This is a genomic window from Runella rosea (assembly GCF_003325355.1).
GTDB classification, from domain to species: Bacteria; Bacteroidota; Bacteroidia; order Cytophagales; family Spirosomataceae; genus Runella; species Runella rosea.
In genome coordinates this window covers 5,416,053-5,434,041 of sequence record NZ_CP030850.1, presented here as the reverse complement: position 1 = coordinate 5,434,041, position 17,989 = coordinate 5,416,053, and the positions used below count along the sequence as shown (strand labels likewise).

The 17,989-nt window shown below is 44.1% G+C and carries 18 protein-coding genes; 4 read left to right on the top strand and 14 right to left on the bottom strand.

Annotated features, from left to right (window positions below):
* The first annotated feature begins 42 nt into the window (after positions 1-42).
* A complete protein-coding gene (locus DR864_RS22510; protein WP_114069080.1) occupies positions 43-1,422 on the top strand; it encodes a high affinity choline transporter 1 in 1,380 nt (459 codons plus the stop codon).
* On the opposite strand, the gene DR864_RS22505 is transcribed toward DR864_RS22510, so the two are convergent.
* The 6 genes from DR864_RS22505 to DR864_RS22480 all read right to left on the bottom strand — a co-directional run bounded on the left by DR864_RS22505 (position 1,404) and on the right by DR864_RS22480 (position 6,577).
* The gene (locus DR864_RS22505; protein WP_114070423.1) at positions 1,404-1,829 is read right to left on the bottom strand and encodes an NUDIX domain-containing protein; all 426 of its coding nucleotides are present in this window, start codon (positions 1,827-1,829) and stop codon (positions 1,404-1,406) included. The genes DR864_RS22510 and DR864_RS22505 overlap by 19 nt on opposite strands.
* A 141-nt stretch (positions 1,830-1,970) precedes the next feature.
* Positions 1,971-2,729, bottom strand: a complete 759-nt coding sequence (locus DR864_RS22500; protein ID WP_114070422.1) for a TPM domain-containing protein — start codon at positions 2,727-2,729, stop codon at positions 1,971-1,973.
* Between the two features lie 72 nt (positions 2,730-2,801).
* Positions 2,802-3,236 (bottom strand): TPM domain-containing protein, encoded by a 435-nt coding sequence (locus tag DR864_RS22495; RefSeq protein WP_114069079.1) that lies wholly within the window; start codon positions 3,234-3,236, stop codon positions 2,802-2,804.
* Between the two features lie 80 nt (positions 3,237-3,316).
* Entirely contained in the window at positions 3,317-3,898 is a 582-nt protein-coding gene (locus DR864_RS22490; protein WP_114069078.1) for a LemA family protein, read from the bottom strand.
* Between the two features lie 213 nt (positions 3,899-4,111).
* Complete coding sequence (locus DR864_RS22485) at positions 4,112-5,641, bottom strand: GH3 auxin-responsive promoter family protein (protein WP_510186837.1); 1,530 nt, start codon at positions 5,639-5,641, stop codon at positions 4,112-4,114.
* Between the two features lie 90 nt (positions 5,642-5,731).
* A complete protein-coding gene (locus tag DR864_RS22480; protein WP_114070421.1) occupies positions 5,732-6,577 on the bottom strand; it encodes a glycerophosphodiester phosphodiesterase family protein in 846 nt (281 codons plus the stop codon).
* A 412-nt stretch (positions 6,578-6,989) separates the two neighbouring features.
* Between DR864_RS22480 and DR864_RS22475 the strand changes: the two genes are divergently transcribed.
* Positions 6,990-8,144, top strand: a complete 1,155-nt coding sequence (locus tag DR864_RS22475) for a 2-isopropylmalate synthase (protein ID WP_114069076.1) — start codon at positions 6,990-6,992, stop codon at positions 8,142-8,144.
* Positions 8,145-8,250: 106 nt separating this feature from the next.
* Here the strand turns inward: DR864_RS22475 and DR864_RS22470 are convergent, their stop codons facing one another.
* The 7 genes from DR864_RS22470 to DR864_RS22440 all read right to left on the bottom strand — a co-directional run bounded on the left by DR864_RS22470 (position 8,251) and on the right by DR864_RS22440 (position 14,083).
* Positions 8,251-9,894, bottom strand: a complete 1,644-nt coding sequence (locus tag DR864_RS22470) for a GMC family oxidoreductase (protein ID WP_114069075.1) — start codon at positions 9,892-9,894, stop codon at positions 8,251-8,253.
* A gap of 109 nt (positions 9,895-10,003) precedes the next feature.
* On the bottom strand, positions 10,004-10,675 hold the full coding sequence (locus tag DR864_RS22465; RefSeq protein WP_114069074.1) for a hypothetical protein: 672 nt from the start codon (positions 10,673-10,675) through the stop codon (positions 10,004-10,006).
* Positions 10,676-10,703: 28 nt separating this feature from the next.
* Positions 10,704-11,360 carry a hypothetical protein gene (locus DR864_RS22460; RefSeq protein ID WP_114069073.1) on the bottom strand — a complete coding sequence of 219 codons (657 nt, stop codon included), beginning with the start codon at positions 11,358-11,360 and terminating at the stop codon, positions 10,704-10,706.
* Between the two features lie 17 nt (positions 11,361-11,377).
* The gene (locus DR864_RS22455) at positions 11,378-11,740 is read right to left on the bottom strand and encodes a GntR family transcriptional regulator (RefSeq protein ID WP_114069072.1); all 363 of its coding nucleotides are present in this window, start codon (positions 11,738-11,740) and stop codon (positions 11,378-11,380) included.
* A 5-nt stretch (positions 11,741-11,745) separates the two neighbouring features.
* On the bottom strand, positions 11,746-12,555 hold the full coding sequence (locus tag DR864_RS22450) for a hypothetical protein (RefSeq protein ID WP_114069071.1): 810 nt from the start codon (positions 12,553-12,555) through the stop codon (positions 11,746-11,748).
* 5 nt (positions 12,556-12,560) lie between these two features.
* Entirely contained in the window at positions 12,561-13,376 is an 816-nt protein-coding gene (locus tag DR864_RS22445; protein ID WP_114069070.1) for a hypothetical protein, read from the bottom strand.
* Between the two features lie 5 nt (positions 13,377-13,381).
* The gene (locus tag DR864_RS22440) at positions 13,382-14,083 is read right to left on the bottom strand and encodes an ABC transporter ATP-binding protein (protein ID WP_114070420.1); all 702 of its coding nucleotides are present in this window, start codon (positions 14,081-14,083) and stop codon (positions 13,382-13,384) included.
* A gap of 288 nt (positions 14,084-14,371) precedes the next feature.
* On the opposite strand from DR864_RS22440, the gene DR864_RS22430 reads away from it, so the two are divergent.
* Positions 14,372-15,187: a 3'-5' exonuclease gene (locus tag DR864_RS22430; RefSeq protein WP_114069069.1), complete on the top strand. Its 816-nt coding sequence runs from the start codon at positions 14,372-14,374 to the stop codon at positions 15,185-15,187.
* A gap of 97 nt (positions 15,188-15,284) precedes the next feature.
* Here the strand turns inward: DR864_RS22430 and DR864_RS22425 are convergent, their stop codons facing one another.
* The gene (locus DR864_RS22425) at positions 15,285-16,547 is read right to left on the bottom strand and encodes an asparagine synthetase B (RefSeq protein ID WP_114069068.1); all 1,263 of its coding nucleotides are present in this window, start codon (positions 16,545-16,547) and stop codon (positions 15,285-15,287) included.
* Positions 16,548-16,706: 159 nt separating this feature from the next.
* On the opposite strand from DR864_RS22425, the gene DR864_RS22420 reads away from it, so the two are divergent.
* Positions 16,707-17,951, top strand: a complete 1,245-nt coding sequence (locus DR864_RS22420; RefSeq protein WP_114069067.1) for an ABC transporter permease — start codon at positions 16,707-16,709, stop codon at positions 17,949-17,951.
* Positions 17,952-17,989: the final 38 nt, after the last annotated feature.

The following is a 17,989-nucleotide window of genomic DNA, read 5'->3' as shown; positions in this document are numbered from 1 at the left end:
TAAAACCCTTTATTTTTGGCAACTTCCAAACCCATTCTTTACATGCTCGTTTTTGCTATTTGTCTTTATCTATCCCTCAATATAGCAGTAGGCGTATGGGCTTCGCGCCGCATTCATACCACCGAAGATTTTGTACTGGCAGGCCGTAAGCTCCCCTTGGTGATGGCAACGATGGTCACATTTGCGACGTGGTTTGGTTCCGAAACCATGATGGGCGCCCCTTCGGAGTTTTTGGAAGGTGGTTTTCTGGCCGTTATGGAAGAGCCATTTGGGGCGGCGTTGTGTTTGGTGTTGGTCGGTGTTTTTTTCGCACGAACGTTTTACCGTTGGAACATCATCACCTTTTGCGATTTCTTTCTAGTGCGTTTTGGACGCACTTCCGAATTTGTGTCGGCCGTCATGATTATTCCTTCGTATTTTGGTTGGATTGCTGCCCAGTTTGTGGCAATGGGCATTGTAGGTCAGGTGATTTTTGGATTGCCTTTGAGCACTGGTATCTGGGTGGGTGCGTTGCTAGTCATGGTTTATACTTTCATGGGCGGAATGTGGTCGGTATCAATCACGGATTTTTTGCACAACATCATTCTCATTGTAGGGCTTATTATTTTAGCTGTTATTCTATTTACCAAAGCGGGGGGGATTGCGCCCGTAACGAGTCAACAACCAGTAGATTTTTTTCGACTTACACCCAAAGAAGTAACATTTCAAAGCTATGCAGAATACCTTGCGGCTTGGATTACCATCGGTCTTGGCTCCATTCCGCAGCAGGATATTTTCCAACGCGTGATGGCCTCCAAAGATGCCGATACGGCCGTAAAATCCTCAATATTGGCGGGATGTATGTACCTTACAGTAGCCCTATTACCCCTATTTATTGCCTTGGCTGCCAAAACGTTATATCCTGAATTAATGCAGGAAAATACCGCATTGATTATTCCTAATATGGTACTGAAACATACTCCACTTTGGATACAGATTTTATTCTTCGGGGCGTTGATTTCTGCATTGTTGAGTACGAGTAGCGGGGCCATCCTAGCCCCAGCGGCGGTATTGGGAGAAAATATTGTCAAACCTTATTTCCCCAAATTTAACGACCAACAGCTCCTGACCACGATGCGAATCGGCGTAATTTTGGTGACACTTGCCTGCATTTGGATCGCCCAATGGCGGCAAGATATTTTCGAATTGGTAAGTGAATCCTCCGCTTTCAGCTTGGTTTCGCTATTTGTTCCGCTAACGTTTGGATTGTACTGGAAACGAGCCAGCGCCGCTGGTAGTTTGGCCTCAATGATTCTGGGATTGAGCGTTTGGATTGTCTGTGAGTTTGTGTGGCACACTACTTTCCCTGCACTGCTCTACGGAACGTCGGCCAGTTTGGTCGGGATGATTGTGGGCTCGTACGCTTATCCGAAAAAAGACTGATCTATTTTTCCAACGTATCCGCCCGTCATAGAAGCGATGTAAGAACCAACATTAGGATAAAGATTCAGCTGCGCCAAAGCTACCACGGGTTGCCACACCACTTCAAGGGCCGTTGTTTGGGCAGGATTAAGGATTGGAATTCCTCCTACGATTTGAGCCCGAAAAATACAATGAAGCACATCTTCTTTTGCGGGTGATAGCAACACTTCTCCCGCCATGAGCATTTCTCCGATTTCGGTTTCAATGCCCAGCTCTTCACTCAGCTCTCTTTCAACGGCTTGCGTCAGCGTTTCGCCTAGGTCGGGATTTCCGCCAGGTAACGCAAAGACATCGTTGCCACTGTAATTGTAGCGTAATAATAAAACGTGGTTGTTTTCAATAATCAAAGCAGAAGGACGTACTTTCATAATAGTTTGGCACCAAAAAAGAAAAAAGGAACGTAAGAAAAACAGCTTTTTGATGGTAAATTTAATTTTTACCCCACTGCTCAATTTTAGTGTTTTTCTGAATATGTATCAAATTTCGCGCCTATTTTTCCATTCAACGGACTAATAATCTCCGCCAGCACCACCGCCGCCGAAATCACCGCCGCCAAATCCGCCAAAGCTGCTACCACCGCCACTGCTGCCACCACCCCAATTTCCTGAGGAGCTTCCCCAGCCAGAAAAGGTTGTGTACGGAATCCAGCCGCCACCACGGTTACCCATTCCACCGCCACCGCGATTAGAACGGGAGAAGATAATGATGATAATAACAAAAACGATAATCAGGAAGATAATTACCCCCAACGAAAATCCATCCTCGCCGTCAGAGGGGTCGGCTTTGAACTCGCCGGTAGCGTATTTAATAATTTCATCGGTGCCACGATCTAGACCGCGATAATACATTTCAGCCTTAAATTCAGGTGTAATTACTTCCCGAATAATTCGTTTAGCAATCACGTCTGGAATAGCTCCTTCCATGCCCCGCCCCGTTGCGATAAAAATCTTGCGGTCTTGCGTGGCCCATAGCAACACCAAGCCATTGTCTTTGTCTTTTTGTCCTACCCCCCAGCGGCGGCCTAATTCAAAGGCATAATCGCCAGCGGGATAATCGCCCGTCGTTTTTACCACCACCACAGTAATTTGGGTAGAAGTTGAGTCATTGTAAGTCCGAAGTTTTTGTTCAAGGGTATTAAGCTCAGTCCCGTTGAGCATACCGACGTAATCATTGACCAAACGCTTCGGCGACATCGGTTCAGGAATATCCTGCGCCCAAAGGCCAGTGGTTAAAAACGAAAAATATAGAATAAAAAGGAGTTGACGCATTGAGGTAATTAACGTTAAGGAGCTAAAGGTTAGGGATTTAATCATTTCTTCATTCATAACCTCCACCGAAGGTTATCCAAAAGAAATATCATCTGAAAGCTCATTGGTATCGTTATCCTGACGGGGGAAGTACTTTTTAAGCTGTTGTCCTGCTTGTTCTATTCCCGTACTGAGCCCTTCCGAAAAAGCCTCTTTTACAAAATGAGCACGCATTTGGTCGCGGATAGCATCCCAAAATCCTGCAGGAACCCGTTCGTCGATTTCTTTGTCTCCCAATACAGCAAATTTACGGTCGCCAAAAGCCAGATAGAACAAAACACCGTTTTTCAACGCCGTTTGATGCATTCCCAATTGCGCAAAAACCTGCTTAGCCCGTTCCATCACGTCGGTTTCGGGACAGGATTGCTCAATATGAACACGCACTTCTCCCGAAGTGGCCATTTCAGCATTACGGATAGCCGCGACAATTCGCTCTTGATCAGTTTTGGAAAAAGGGAGGTTTTGCATGATTAAGTATTGAATAGATAACAATGAGTATTAAGTATATTTTTTCTACTCAATACTCATTGCTCTCTACCAGTTACCGGTTAGAATTTTACCGTTGGGGCTGTTTGCGAGGATTGTGAAGCCTCAAAATAGCCTTTTTGCTGGAATCCAAACATACCAGCAAACAACGCAGCGGGGAAAGTACGAACCGATTGGTTGTATTCTTTCACTACATCATTGAAATCATTACGGGCTATGCTGATGCGGTTTTCTGTACCTTCCAACTGCGCCTGCAAATCCAGAAAGTTTTGATTTGCTTTCAGATTGGGATAATTTTCGGAAACGGCCAAAAGGCGCGACAGCGTTCCACTCAATTGGTCTTGAGCAGCCTGAAATTTCTGAATATTTTCGGGAGTAAGCTGATCAGCAGTCAGGTTGATGGAAGTAGCCTTTGAGCGGGCTTCCATCACGGCAGAAAGGGTACTTTTTTCAAAATCTGCGGCTCCTTTTACGGTATTGACCAAGTTAGGAATCAAATCAGCACGACGTTGATATTGCGTCTGAACTTTAGCCCAGGCACTGTTGACGGTTTCATCTTTACCCACGAGGCCATTGTAGGTACTACAACCGTAGGCACCAAAAAGAAGAATAACAACGACGACAATTATTGTGGTTTTTGACATGGTAATGTGTACATTTTAGTTAACGGATGCAAAGTTTGTCCAAATCTAAGCGTTTTGTTGAAACATTTACATAAGCGGTTATTTTTCGTTTCAGCTATGCCTTTTTTTGTTTCTGTACTGGACGGCGAGCGCCCCCCTACCCCTTATTTTAATTTTACATTTTTCGGTTTGAAATAATGTGTTAGCGTACGTAGGGCGGAGGCAAGGCCACCCCTACGGAGTTTCATAAATCATTTCCAGAATCCCTTCGAGGTATTCGCGAGAGTTACTCAGGCGCGGCACTTTGTTTTGACCGCCCAATTTACCGCGTTTTCCCATCCATTGATAGAACGTTCCTGAAGGTACGCTGTGAACCAAAGGTGTCAATAACGCCAAATCCATATAGCGTTTGGCATCATAATCCGAATTTGACTCACGCAGACGAGAATCCAGCAATGCACAAAATTCCTCCCAGTTGGAAGGCATCCGGCTGAATTCGATAATCCACTCATGACGCCCTTTCGTGCCGTCGTTCATATAGACGGGTCCAGCGGTATAATCGTTGATGACAGCTCCCGTTTGCTCACAAGCGTACGTGATAGCCGAATCTGCATTTTCGATGATGAGTTCTTCCCCAAAGGCGTTGATAAAATGCTTGGTACGACCGCTTATTTTGATTCTGAACGGGCTTTTGGAGGTAAATTTAATGGTGTCGCCAATCTGATACCGCCACAGTCCACTGTTGGTAGAGATAATCAAAGCGTAGTTTTTATCTAATTCTACTTCTTCGAGGGTCAACGCACGCGGATGCGGTTTATCCCACTCCTCTACGGGTACAAATTCATAAAAAATCCCGTAATCAAGCATCAGCAGCATTTCGCCCGGGTGGGCCAAGTCATCCTGAAGCGCAAAAAAACCTTCAGACGCATTGTAGGTTTCCATATACGTCACCTTGTCGCTCGGGAAATATTTCTTCATAAACAACTCCCGATACGGCTGAAAGGCAACTGCTCCGTGGATAAAAACCTCAAAATTGGGCCAAATCTCTAACATGTTTTTTGCGCCCCGCTCTTCCATAATCCGGTCTAGCAGTACAATCGTCCAAGTAGGAACGCCCAATATACTGGTTACGTTTTCTTGCGCACAGAGGTCTGCCATTTTTACCAGTTTTTCCTCCCATTTATCCATCAATGCCACTTCAATGGGTGGCGTGCGCAGGTATTCTGCCCACGTGGGCAGATTGCGCATAATCACCGCCGACACATCCCCCACCATACCGCCTTCTTCGTGGAACGGATTAGCGTGTAAGCTTCCCCCAATAGAAAGTCCCTTTCCTTCAAATACGAGGGAATTGGGGCGATTTTGGGCATACAGGGTCATCACATCTTTGCCTCCACGGTAGTGGCAGTCTTCCAACGACTCAGGCGTAATGGGCAAATATTTACTCCGTGAATTGGTTGTGCCCGATGATTTGGAAAACCACTCTACATCCGACGGCCAAAGCACGTTCTGTTCGCCGCGCAGCACACGCTCAATAGACGGATAAAAATCCTCATACGTCGAAATCGGAACCCGCTCCTGGTACTGTTTGATGTTTTGAATACTGTCGTAACGGTATTTAATCCCCCAGTCTGTGTAACGCGCCGCTTCAATCAGTTCATGAAAAACCTGATGTTGGACTTCAATAGGATGTGCTTTGAAATGCTCGATGCGTTCGGCACGGCGTTTCATAAAAAAAAGGAGTATATCGTTAAGAAGTGGCACGTAACAATCTGATTTGTTGTGTCAAACATAAAGAAAAGAACTGAATGAATTACTTTTTCAGTAACTCACCCTATAAATATACCCCGTTCATCAGTGAGGAATCCGGTCTGGATAATCCGTAATAATCCCATCCACTCCCATGGTTTTTATCCGCTTCATTTCTTCGGTTGTATTCACGGTCCAGGGAATTACCTTCATGCCAAGTGTATGAAGTTGCTGCACTTTTTCTTTATTTAATAATTGAAAATAAGGACTGTATACATCAGGTATAAAGCCCAAATCCTCCAAATTCTTTTCAATTCCCCTCAAATTGCTCACCAAAGCGGCCAAAGTCACTTTTTGATAAACTCCCGCGTCAATTTGTTTCTTCCAATGTTTCAATACATTGAAATCAAAACTTTGCAGAACAACTCTATCAGCGGGCAACAATTTACTGATTTCATTGTACACTAAATCCGAAAAAACAGCTGGTTGAGGCTGCGATTTATCGTATTCTTTCTCTTCGCTTTTGATTTCAATATTATACCAAAACAACGGTAGATTATTTTTGATTCGGTAGGTTTCGACGGCCTCTATCATCTCGCGCAGAAGTGGTTTGTACACTTTCAGCTTCGTTTGTTGCGGAAAATTCGGATTGCCGTTGCTTCCCACATCGTACCGTTTTATCTCATCATAACTCAGCTCGTACAGACTTATTTTCTCCCCTTTCGATACAGGTTTTCCGTTGGGCTCAATGGAAAAATCGGGGTGAAAGTACGGATCATGCGAAACCACTACTTGGCGGTCTTTGGAGATAACGACGTCTAACTCAAGCGTATTCACCTTCAAATCAAGGGCTTTCAAAAACGCAGGAATGGTATTTTCGGGCATCAGTCCACGACTACCACGGTGGCCTTGCCAATTAAAATCAGCTGTTTGGGCAAAAGAAGTTTGCATACATAACACAAAATAAAGGATTCCCAAAAAATGAATTTTCATCTGATTTTTTTCATGTGCTCTGCAAAGCTAATTATTTATCATAAATCTATCGAAAAGTAAAACAGTACTTCTGGGTATTTTTTTCCGTAAATCAGGTGGAGATTTTTTTCAAAAACTTTTTGCATGAAAAAATTATTCCGCTACTTTTGTAGAAGAAATACGCGTTCAGCGAAAATTCGCAACACAAAATGATTATAAAATATACAATTTCACTCAACCGACTTACACTCACCAAAACGGTGTGAGAAGGGGGATTTTGTGAAATACGAACCCTTTCTCGGAGGAGAAAGGGTTTTTTATGAAATTACATTAATTTTGGCGAAGTTTAACCCAAAAGTACAACTCAATAATCAATCCCTCTTTACTAACAATGAGCCAGAGAGTTCAAATTTTCGACACTACATTGCGCGACGGCGAGCAAGTGCCGGGTTGCCAATTGACTACCGATGAAAAGATTGTTGTCGCCAAGGAACTCGAAAAGCTGGGTGTTGACGTAATCGAAGCGGGTTTTCCGATTTCGAGCCCCGGTGATTTTCGCTCAGTCGTAGAAATTTCAAAGGCCGTTCGCGGACCCGTTATTTGTGCCCTATCCCGCGCCGTAAAAGGTGATATTGATGCCGCCGGGGAAGCACTCGCCTACGCAAAGTACAAACGTATCCACACGGGACTCGGCTCGTCGGATATTCACATTCAACATAAATTTAACAGTACCCGCGAAAAAATCGTAGAGCAGGCAATTGCCGCCGTAAAGCACGCCAAGAGCTACGTAGAAGATGTAGAATTCTACTGCGAAGATGCAGGCCGCGCTGATTTAGCATTTTTGGCTCATCTGGTAGAATCGGTCATCAAAGCGGGCGCTACGGTGGTCAATATTCCTGACACAACGGGGTATTGTCTGCCTCACCAATACGGTGAACGCATCAAATATATTTTTGAGCACGCATCCAACGCCCACCAGGCTACCATCTCTATTCATTGCCACAATGACCTTGGTTTGGCAACCGCCAATACCCTCGCTGGTATAATGAACGGTGCTCGTCAGGTAGAAGTAACCATGAACGGTATCGGTGAACGTGCCGGCAACACTTCACTCGAAGAAGTGGTGATGGCGCTTAGAGTGCACAAAGAATTGGGCTACGAAACAGGCATCAACACCCAATTGCTGTACCCTACCAGCCAAATGGTATCCAAAATGATGCGGATGCCCGTGCAGGCAAACAAAGCAATCGTAGGTCGTAATGCGTTTGCGCACTCATCGGGTATTCACCAAGATGGATTCCTCAAACATACGCTCAACTACGAAATCATGAGCCCCACCGACGTCGGTGTCGACAAATCCATGATTGTGTTGACCGCTCGCAGCGGCCGCCACGCCCTCAAGCACCGTTTGGAATTGTTGGGCTTTGTCTTTGAGAAACCCGTATTGGACGAGCTTTACAAGCGATTCCTTGATGTAGCAGACATCAAAAAAGAAGTAAACGATAAAGACTTGGTTGAATTGGCTCGCGAGGCAGTTGTAGCATAGTCTACTTTTAGCCGAGAAATACAAAACTAAAAACCGCAAAAGTGCTAGGCACTTTTGCGGTTTTTAGTTTAAAATAACTCAGGAATATGCCCTTGTTTTTTTTACCTTAATCCCTCAATTCACCCATAATTGTTCGTCTTTTCACGGGATTTGTTCCCAAAATCATATCAGCGGCTTTTTCCCCAATCATGATGCATGTCGCGTTGGTATTTCCCGCAATGATACGCGGCATAATAGACGCATCAGCTACGCGAAGCCCTTCAATTCCTTTGACCCGCAACTGAGGGTCTACCACGGCCATTTCATCCGTACCCATTTTACAGGTTCCTACAGGATGGTATACTGTTTCCAAAACGGTTTTGATGTGCAATACCAACTCTTCATCTGAACCCCGATGAAGCGGCAGACTTATTTCCTTCCGGCACGAGGCAAAGGCCGTTGCTTCCATGATTTCCAACGCTTTTTTGGTTCCTTTCAACAGCGTAAGCAAGTCTTCTTCAGCGGTCAAAAACCGAGGATCAATGAGCGGTGCATCAAGTGGATTGGCCGAACGAAGCCCTACGTATCCTACACTTTTGGGTTTTAAAAGCGTTGGCAACACCGTATAGCCGCTTACGTGCGGAAACGTATCGGGGTTATAAAAATCCGCTTTTCCGTCGTTTCCAAAGTGGACGGGGGCAAAATGAAGTTGCATGTCAACTGGATCGGGCCCATCAGTTATTTTTAAAAATGCATTGGCTTCGAGTGGACTAATGGTAAAAGGGCCCTTTTTAAACAACAAATAGTTGATTAAACCTTTGATTTGATTCAGGGATTTGAGGGCATCGTTGGCAGTTGGAACGGTCGAAAACGCACTTACGCCCGTAAACAAATGATCTTGAAGGTTCTTGCCTACGCCTGGCAGGTTCTTTTTCACTTCAATCCCGTGGCGCTTCAAGGCTTCGCTTTCGCCTATTCCAGAAAGCATCAACAGTTGGGGCGACTGAAAGGCCCCCGCCGAGAGTATAACCTCTTTATCGGCATAGGCTTTTTCGGTCGTATTTTTGGCGGTACTAAATTCAACCCCTACAGCACGGTCGTTTTCAATCAAAATCCGCTGGGTATGCGCTTTCGTAATGATTTTCAAGTTAGGACGGTGCAAAATTGGTCGTAAAAAAGCCACGGCTGTACTACAACGTTTTTGATTTTTGATGGTAAATTGAAACAGTCCTGCCCCCGTCTGCTCCGCCCCATTGTAATCGTTGTTTTCGGGAATACCTTTTTCAACACATGCTTTCACAAACGCATCGGCTACGGGCGTACGATACACCTGCGCGTAGGTCACATTGAGCGGGCCACCTTTGCCATGATATTGATTATCAATCTGTTCGTTATGCTCTGATTTTTTAAAATAAGGCAACACCGAGTCATAGTCCCAACCTTGGTTCCCCAACGCCGCCCATTCGTCATAATCAGCGCGGTTGCCGCGCACGTAGGCCATGGCATTGGTAGAACTGCTTCCTCCTAATGTCTTGCCCCTTGGAAGGTACATCTTACGATTCAACACCTGCGGTTGTGGTTCTGTTTCAAAGCCCCAATCCACTTCGGTGCGGTTGAGTTTGGAGTAGGCTGCTGGAATATGGATTTCCATTTTTTTGTCGGGCCCGCCCGCTTCCAACAACAATACATGATTGTCGGGGTCTTCGGAAAGGCGATTGGCCAGCACGCATCCCGCCGAGCCCGCACCGATGATGATGTAATCGAAGGTCATTTCCGTCAAAGGGTTTAGTTTGAAGGAAATGTACTAATTTTTCATGAAATTATATAGTAATTACATAAAGACGCAATGAGTTATTTGCGCACCTGTGCCTTTGCGTGAATCAGAAGGCGTTGGGTGGAAGAGAATGGAGAGTTCTTAGCGCTTTTCCAGAAAGAGACAAGGATGCTTTATCGGAAATGTAGATTGGAATAATCTTGGTAATGTTAGCATCATGGTCGCTCAATGAAGCGCTGTCTTTTAGCTTCACTTCTAATAAATCTACCGTTGCATCAGCCTTAAAACTCAGCGTAGACTTATCCCTCACTTCGGCATTGATTTTTCTAAAACTGCTTTGTTCTATCAAAAGCTGACTGTTTTTTTCAATACGGGTGTTTAACTCTTCCTCAGTATTGACAATAATATTTGTGTTGGCATTCAAAAGAATAAGGGTTGGAACACCGTGAAAGTAGGTTTCAAAATGGTTTCGATCATAGTGTTTCCCATCTTTTGAAGAAATAAAAAGTGTATCCCCTTGGGCTTTAAAAGTAATCCCCTCAGGCCGAACATCCTGTTTGAACCCTTGCTGATTTGGCGTAACATACAGGGTAAAACGGACACCTTTAGCAATAACAACTTTGATGTTTTCAAGAGGAAAATCGTTGATGGGAAACACCTGATTTTTGACAAACAAAAGGTGTTCCTCATAGCCTTTTTTGAAACCCAAGTTGACCAATACCTGTACAAGCAACGTGCCAGCGCAAAAAACGATAAACAGAACAGTTGATAATTTCATGATAAAATAGGTGAGGGAAAATCAATTTTTATTTCCGTAATTTAAAAGGCCTTGCGTTAAAGCTGACATGCGTTTTATCGCCAATTTCGCCGTAGCTGACATTGCTAATCCGAGATTCTTCTTCAAAAAGTTTTGCTTCATCTTTCAACGTTAGGTGCAGATTACTGATTGTTGATCTAGCTTTAATCATAAGGCTAGATTTGTTACGTGCTTCTGCTTTAAGCTGCTGTATGTTGCATCCTTCCATAAAAAGAAAGCTTAGCGATCGAATCATTATATCTAACGTATCAGCAGTAACAGACTTCATTACTACAGAACTGTTTCGACAAATAAGATTGGGAGTTTTTACAAAATACAAGTCAAACGACACATTCATCGTCCGTTTCAGATTGGTAATATAGAGTGTGTCATTCTGCGCTCTGAATTCAATAAGCTTCATATCATCCTCGTCGCTGTACCGTACTTTGTATCCCTGCTGCGTTGGGTGGTTTTGGAGCGTAAATGCAACTCTGTCTGTCACAATTGTTGTAAAAAAATTGTTGGCAAAATTAGCTCCAAAGGGCTGAATACGAGACTGATTCAGCAATTCAAGCTTATACGCTTCACCATACCCAAAGGCAAGCAATACCTGTAAAAGAATCGTAACGACGAGGGCAGTGATGAGAATTCCGTTGGAAAGTTTCATGTTTTCAGCGTTTTAGATTACTGTGCCAAAAGAGCTTCGTATCTTTTTTCGAGTTCGTCAAAATCCATTCTGAGCAAGCGCATCTGCTTGAAAAAAATCGGCAATTCGTTTTGAATAAAAGTCTCTCGTCGCCAATCCAAATAGTTCTGTTCGGCGGCTGGCGTGACGAAGTAACCAAGTCCACGCTTCGTATAAATCACTTCACGGGTTTGCAGGAAATCATAAGTACGCTGAACAGTATTGGGGTTTACCTCCAACTGCACCGCCAACTCCCTGATTGAAGGCACTTTATCCTCAGGTTTCCAGTTTTGAACCAATATCTGCTCCCCAATGTACTCGGCGATTTGCAAATAGATGGCTGTTTGATTATGAAAATTCATGATACTTAGATTTCTTTTTCTTTGAGCTTCAAAAACGTAATTACCCACAAGACCATCGGCAAACAGTATACCCACCAAACAAAATACGGAAGTTGCATCGTGGACCGGGGCGAAAGATTTAACCCAGAAGCAGTCTCAATATTTAAAAAAGTACCCCAATAAGGAGCTGGCGAAAAAAACATTTTCGTTGCATCGGGAATAAGTAACTGTAGTAAATTGAGTTTTATAAAATACAATACCACGCTTATTCCAAGTACGAAACTCAAGGTTTTAAGTAAACTAAATCGTCCGAAAACCACTGCCCCAAGCATAAATGCTGCGGTATAAACAAAAATAAAAACCGAGCTATAAATGTCTACGCCATAATATTTATTGTATTCCACAAATGCTTTTGGATATATCACTTTGATAATCGGAGTTGCTATTCCCCAACTGAAATGCCAAAATAAATACACCAACAATAAGCTAACAGGAACCGTAATAATCCATGCAAAGCAAAAACGCTCAAATGCGGAAACAGGTAAGGTAAGTGCAAACAAAGATTTCTGAGGAGTAGCAAGGTATCGAAAGCTAAAACTACCTACTAACCAGAGTGTTATACCAGCCGAAAGTAAGAGCGACGGATATGGACGCAACATATATCCTGTGAGTTGTTTATAGTAAGCGTAATCGCGTAAAGGCCCACATAACTGATAAATAGCCACCAATTGTATCACTAAAATAATAAGCGGAAAAAGCGCATACGCTTTCCAATTTTCACGGAATTCTACGCGGGCATACCACCCAAAACGGCGAATATCAAATGTGTTGTTCATGGCTGTTAAACTTCTTTTTCTTTGATTTTCAGGAAGACAATCACGTAGAGCAATAAGGGCACACACAGTATCCACCAAACTTGATGTATACCTTCAAAGGAAGAATGAATATCATAGGCAAAAACACCCTTCGTCGATTCTATCGTTACGGTAGGTCTTACCCAAGGAACTGGACCAGAGGTGCGAAACCCGTAAGCATTTGGAAAAATGGCTTTAAAAAACCTGCCTTGCCCCCACTCAAATATCAAAAGGCTGATAACAATTAAAATGCCTAACGTTTTCAGGAAATTTAACCGCCCAAGGCTAACTGCGCCCCACATAAAGGCAGCTGAACCACCCAAATAGAAAACAGAAAAATAGGGATTTGTGACCCAAAACACAGAATCCTTTTCAAACTCCAAGCCTGGGGTATCCTTCAGAAAATAAGGCAATGCTATTGACCAGGCAATTTTCCAAAGAACATAACAGACACCTATCGAAAAGGGGACAGTCATTGTCCAGGCATATAATAGTTGCTCAAAGGAAGAAACGGGTAATGTCAAAGTCGCAAGCGCCCGCTTTTGCTCAGAAAAAGCTTTTAACGTATAACTCCCGGCAACCCAAGTCATCAACCCAATCATGATTGCCAAAGAACGAAATATATTTACTTTATAATCGCCTTTGTCGAAAAAAGGGCTGTGCAAATACCCCCATTCCTGATAAATAAAATACCCAAGTACAGCCAACACTGCTACTAAACCCAACGCATACGCTTTCCAATTTTCACGGAATTCTTTGCGGGCATACCACCCAAAACGACGAATATCAAATGTATTGTTCATGGCTGTTATTTTTGAATTATATCCTGAAACAATGCTTCTAAATCAGGCTGAGAAGTACTCTCTTCAGCGAGTACATTGAGGTCTTCTCTATAAGTGATTTTGCCATTGTGCAACACCAATACCGTATCAATCAAACTTTCTAAATCGCGTACTTGATGCGTAGAAATAATGATACAGCGCTCATCGGAAGCCGCCCCAGCCACCAACTTCCGAAAGGTGCTTTTTGAGGGGATGTCTAGGCCATTGGTGGGCTCGTCCATCAACAGCAGCGGCACATTGGTGGCCAGCGCAAAACTGATGAGGGCTTTCTTGCGTTGCCCAAAAGACACTTTTTCCAGTTTTTGGTCGGAATTAACCCCGAATTGTTGGAGATAGTTAAAAAACTGTGCATTGTCAAACAGCGGGTAGAAAACCCCGTAGGTATCCGCCAAGCGTCGGGCAGTAGTGTCGGGCACAAACGCATCTTCGGCCACAAAATACAACTGCTGCATCAGCGAAGGCTGCCGCTTGCGCGGCTCGTGGGCGAGCGTAACCACGGTCCCAACTTTGGGGAAAACCAACCCGGCCATCATTTTTAAAAGCGTGGTTTTACCAGCGCCGTTTTTTCCCAGCAGCCCGTATATGTGCCCTGCTTCGAGGTTCAATGACAGCTCAGTAAACAACTTTTGAGCCCCGTACCCAAAATGAACATGATTAAATTGTATCATGGCTATATTGTTTTTTATTAGTGTACTAGAAAAATAGTACACTACAAAAGTGAGCGAAAGAAAAATAAAAACCAAGTTTTGAGGCAACATTTTTTTAACCACTGAGAAAGGGCGAGACACGGGGGCAATTGAGACACTCTGTGCTCCTCCGTTTCTCAGTGGTTAATTGATGAGCACAAAGACATTGAAATCTTTGACAGAATTACGTTCAATATTCTGTCTTACTTAGAAAAAGAGGGCTTTCCAGTGGAATAAATGCTAATTTTGCGGTTCAATTCCAATTCTTGAATGGCACACAACCTCAAACTCAAAAAGCCCCTGGCGGTTTTCGACTTAGAAACCACGGGTATCAACATCCAAAAAGACCGCATTGTAGAAATCAGCGTGGTCAAAGCCTTGCTCAACGGTGAGATAGAAAGCAAGACGTTTCGCGTGAATCCGGGCATTCCGATTCCGATTGAATCTAGTCTGATTCACGGCATTTATGACGAAGATGTAAAGGATTGCCCTACGTTCAAAAATTTCGCAAAAACACTGGCGCAGTTTCTGACGGGCTGCGACTTGGCCGGATTTAACTCCAACCGTTTTGATGTGCCGATGCTGGTGGAGGAATTTCTGCGGGCCGACGTAGACTTCGACATCAAGAACCGGAAACTCGTGGATGCCCAACGGATTTTTCACATGATGGAGCCGCGCAATCTGGCGGCAGCCTACAAATTTTATTGTGACAAAGATTTGCAAAATGCCCACAGCGCTTATGCCGATACCATGGCCACTTTTGAGGTGCTGTGCGCGCAAATCGACCGCTATGAAGGCGTTAAAATTAAAAATGAAAATGGTGAATTATATGAGCCGATTCAGAACGATATGGAAGCCCTCCACAATCTGACGGCGTCGAAAATCGTTGATTTTGCCAACCGCATGGCCTACAATGCCAAAGGAGAAGAAATCATCAATTTCGGAAAGCACAGTGGCAAACGCGTAGTAGATGTGCTCACGCAAGAACCCGCTTATTATGATTGGATGATGAAAAGCGATTTTCCGTTGGATACCAAGCGCAAACTCACAGAAATCAAAATGCGCATGGCTTTTGGAAGAAAGTAGGTAGTTTATAGTCCACAGTTAGCAGTAAAAAAACAGTAGGCAATTTACAGTAAAATTTAATTTTGGTAACTGTAAACTGCCTACTGCAAACCGCCAACTAAGTTTTCAGTTTTTTCTTCTTGGCCGCCGGGAACAGAATATTATTCAGAATCAACCGGTAGCCCGCCGAATTGGGGTGAAGGTTCAAGTCAGTCGGCTCCTCATTAATTTCGTGACGATAATCTTCCGGGTCATGACCGCCGTAAAAGGTAAAAAAACCTTTGCCAAACGTACTGTGAATGTACCGGGCCTCACTCGCTGCGCGATTTTCTGCCAAAATAATAACTTCGGGCTTGATAAATTGCTTTTTAAAGGCCGTTGTTTGTCCCATAAACCCTTTAATAATTTGCTGGTGGTTTTGGGTCAGCATGGTAGGTACGGGGTCCCACTTTGCTGAAAATTGAAACAACGTAAAATAATCATTGGCCTCGGTCAATCCCCGGTCATTGGGTTGACTGTCGACGGTCGAGAATTCAATTTCGTAGGGGTTCGTCACGACCTGAAAGTTCTGAAAGGCGAATGTTTGCGTAAAATCCAGTTTTTTCTGCGCTCCAGGGTCAGTCCCATCTCCGTCGTAAAGCACATCGGCAATGTCGGTATTTTGGGCCGCTAAGGCCACATCGTAGGTATCGGTGGCATTACACATTGCAAACATATATCCTCCTCCTGCCACGTACTCTTGCACTTTTTTGGCCACAGCCAATTTAAGTTTAGATACTTTTGAGAACCCCCATTTGGCCGCAATATCTTCAGCTTCGCGTTTTTGGGCACGGTACCAAGGAAAATCTCTGAAATGAAAAAACTTCCCGTATTGGCCCGTAAAATCTTCGTGGTGCAAATGGAGCCAATCATATTCGGCCAGTTTACCCTGCATTACGTCGTCGTCATACACGATTTCGTAGGGGATTTCGGCGTAGGTCATAACGAGCGTCACGGCATCGTCCCAAGGTTGTTTTGTTTTGGGCGAATAGACGGCCACTTTGGGTGCTTTATGGAGTTTTACGTTGTCCATATTTGCATCGGGCTGCGCCACTTCGTTCAAAATGGCCGCACTTTGAGCATCAGAGATAACATCGTAACTTATTCCCCTGATGACCAACTCATTGACTACGCGCTGATTCCAATCCAGCATAAAACTCCCACCCCGGTAATTGAGCAGCCAATCGATTTCAGTATCGTACGAACGGAGCACCCAATAGGCCAATCCGTAAGCTTTCAAGTGATTTTTTTGGGCTTCATCCATCGGAATAAAGACTTTAGAAGCCCATGCTCCCTGAACTAAGCCAAAAAAAATGATAAGTGGTAGGATGCACCGTTTCATCGGTTTGTGGATTTACTTTTTGATGTTGACTTTTGTATAAACGAATATACTACAAAAAACGTGCAGAAAAGTGGAGAGCAGCCGTAATTCGGAAGCTTACATGAAAATATTTTTTGCCGCTGGCTTTTAGTGCTCGTTGCTACTTTTGACTTATAAAAAATGAACCTCCTCGAAAACATCCGCGAAGGCCTCCGTTCGATTCAATCCAACATGCTTCGAACCGTGCTGACTGCCCTTATCATCGCCATTGGAATCACCTCTTTAGTGGGTATTTTGACCGCTATTGATGGCATGCAAAGCTCGGTCAACAATAGTTTCGCGGATTTGGGGGCCAACACCTTTGACATCATGGGGCCTCGGCCCTTCCGCCGACGTTCCGCAGGGCGCAGCGAAAAAGACTTTCCCGCTATCAACTACCGGCAAGCCCTTCAATACAAAAAAGAAATCAGGGATACCTACAACGCCACCGTTTCTATTTCTTCTAACGTTGGTGGGGCAGCACAGGTAAAATTTCGTTCTCAAAAAACCAACCCTAATACGCGCATTATAGGCATTGATGAAAATTATTTGACCATCAAAGGCTATAAGTTAATCGGCGGGCGTAACCTCTCACAAACCGACTTAGACAACGGACTCAATGTGGTTATTCTCGGTTCAGAAATTGCGCAGAAATTGTTTGAAGGAAAAATTGACCCTATCAATCAGGAGGTGGTTGTTCGTGGTAATCAATACCGCGTTGTGGGCGTTCTTGATAAAAAAGGTTCGCTCACTGGCGGCGGCGATGACCGCACCCTGTTAATACCTCTAGAAAACGGAAGGGCCCTGGCCGCCAATCAACAGCTCACCTTCGACATCACCACTTCTGTTAACAGCGGTGAAGCACAAGAACTCATCATTGAAGAAGCGCGGGGTATTATGCGCCGTATCCGAAAAGACCGTATTGGCAAAGCTGATTCGTTTGAAATTGAAAGCGCAGACGCCATCGCCAAGAATTTCGCCGATATTTCGGGCTATTTACGCATGGGAGGATTTGGCATCGGTATCATCACGTTATTGGGTGCTGCCATTGCTTTAATGAACATCATGCTGGTATCGGTAACAGAGCGTACACGCGAAATTGGGATTCGGAAATCACTGGGAGCCACACCGCGCCTCATACGGATTCAATTTTTGATTGAAGCCATTGTGGTATGTATTTTGGGCGGAATCGGCGGTTTAATCCTTGGAATCGGCATCGGAAACCTCATTGCTAAGCTTATCAGTGCAAATGCGAGTTTTATTGTTCCGTGGTTTTGGATGTTTATGGGCATATTGGTCTGCATCGTTGTCGGAATTATTTCAGGTATTTATCCAGCCATAAAAGCCTCACGCTTAGACCCTATAGAAGCATTACGCTATGAGTGACGCTATTTTTATTAAAAAAAAACACTCAAAAACTTGCA

Excerpts from the sequence above, each read along its gene's own strand:
- DR864_RS22510 (WP_114069080.1), top strand. The coding sequence starts at position 43 with ATGCTCGTTTTTGCTATTTGTCTTTATCTATCCCTCAATATAGCAGTA.
- DR864_RS22505 (WP_114070423.1), bottom strand. The coding sequence starts at position 1,829 with ATGAAAGTACGTCCTTCTGCTTTGATTATTGAAAACAACCACGTTTTA.
- DR864_RS22500 (WP_114070422.1), bottom strand. The coding sequence starts at position 2,729 with ATGCGTCAACTCCTTTTTATTCTATATTTTTCGTTTTTAACCACTGGC.
- DR864_RS22495 (WP_114069079.1), bottom strand. The coding sequence starts at position 3,236 with ATGCAAAACCTCCCTTTTTCCAAAACTGATCAAGAGCGAATTGTCGCG.
- DR864_RS22490 (WP_114069078.1), bottom strand. The coding sequence starts at position 3,898 with ATGTCAAAAACCACAATAATTGTCGTCGTTGTTATTCTTCTTTTTGGT.
- DR864_RS22480 (WP_114070421.1), bottom strand. The coding sequence starts at position 6,577 with ATGCAAACTTCTTTTGCCCAAACAGCTGATTTTAATTGGCAAGGCCAC.
- DR864_RS22475 (WP_114069076.1), top strand. The coding sequence starts at position 6,990 with ATGAGCCAGAGAGTTCAAATTTTCGACACTACATTGCGCGACGGCGAG.
- DR864_RS22470 (WP_114069075.1), bottom strand. The coding sequence starts at position 9,894 with ATGACCTTCGATTACATCATCATCGGTGCGGGCTCGGCGGGATGCGTG.
- DR864_RS22465 (WP_114069074.1), bottom strand. The coding sequence starts at position 10,675 with ATGAAATTATCAACTGTTCTGTTTATCGTTTTTTGCGCTGGCACGTTG.
- DR864_RS22460 (WP_114069073.1), bottom strand. The coding sequence starts at position 11,360 with ATGAAACTTTCCAACGGAATTCTCATCACTGCCCTCGTCGTTACGATT.
- DR864_RS22455 (WP_114069072.1), bottom strand. The coding sequence starts at position 11,740 with ATGAATTTTCATAATCAAACAGCCATCTATTTGCAAATCGCCGAGTAC.
- DR864_RS22450 (WP_114069071.1), bottom strand. The coding sequence starts at position 12,555 with ATGAACAACACATTTGATATTCGCCGTTTTGGGTGGTATGCCCGCGTA.
- DR864_RS22445 (WP_114069070.1), bottom strand. The coding sequence starts at position 13,376 with ATGAACAATACATTTGATATTCGTCGTTTTGGGTGGTATGCCCGCAAA.
- DR864_RS22440 (WP_114070420.1), bottom strand. The coding sequence starts at position 14,083 with ATGATACAATTTAATCATGTTCATTTTGGGTACGGGGCTCAAAAGTTG.
- DR864_RS22430 (WP_114069069.1), top strand. The coding sequence starts at position 14,372 with ATGGCACACAACCTCAAACTCAAAAAGCCCCTGGCGGTTTTCGACTTA.
- DR864_RS22425 (WP_114069068.1), bottom strand. The coding sequence starts at position 16,547 with ATGAAACGGTGCATCCTACCACTTATCATTTTTTTTGGCTTAGTTCAG.
- DR864_RS22420 (WP_114069067.1), top strand. The coding sequence starts at position 16,707 with ATGAACCTCCTCGAAAACATCCGCGAAGGCCTCCGTTCGATTCAATCC.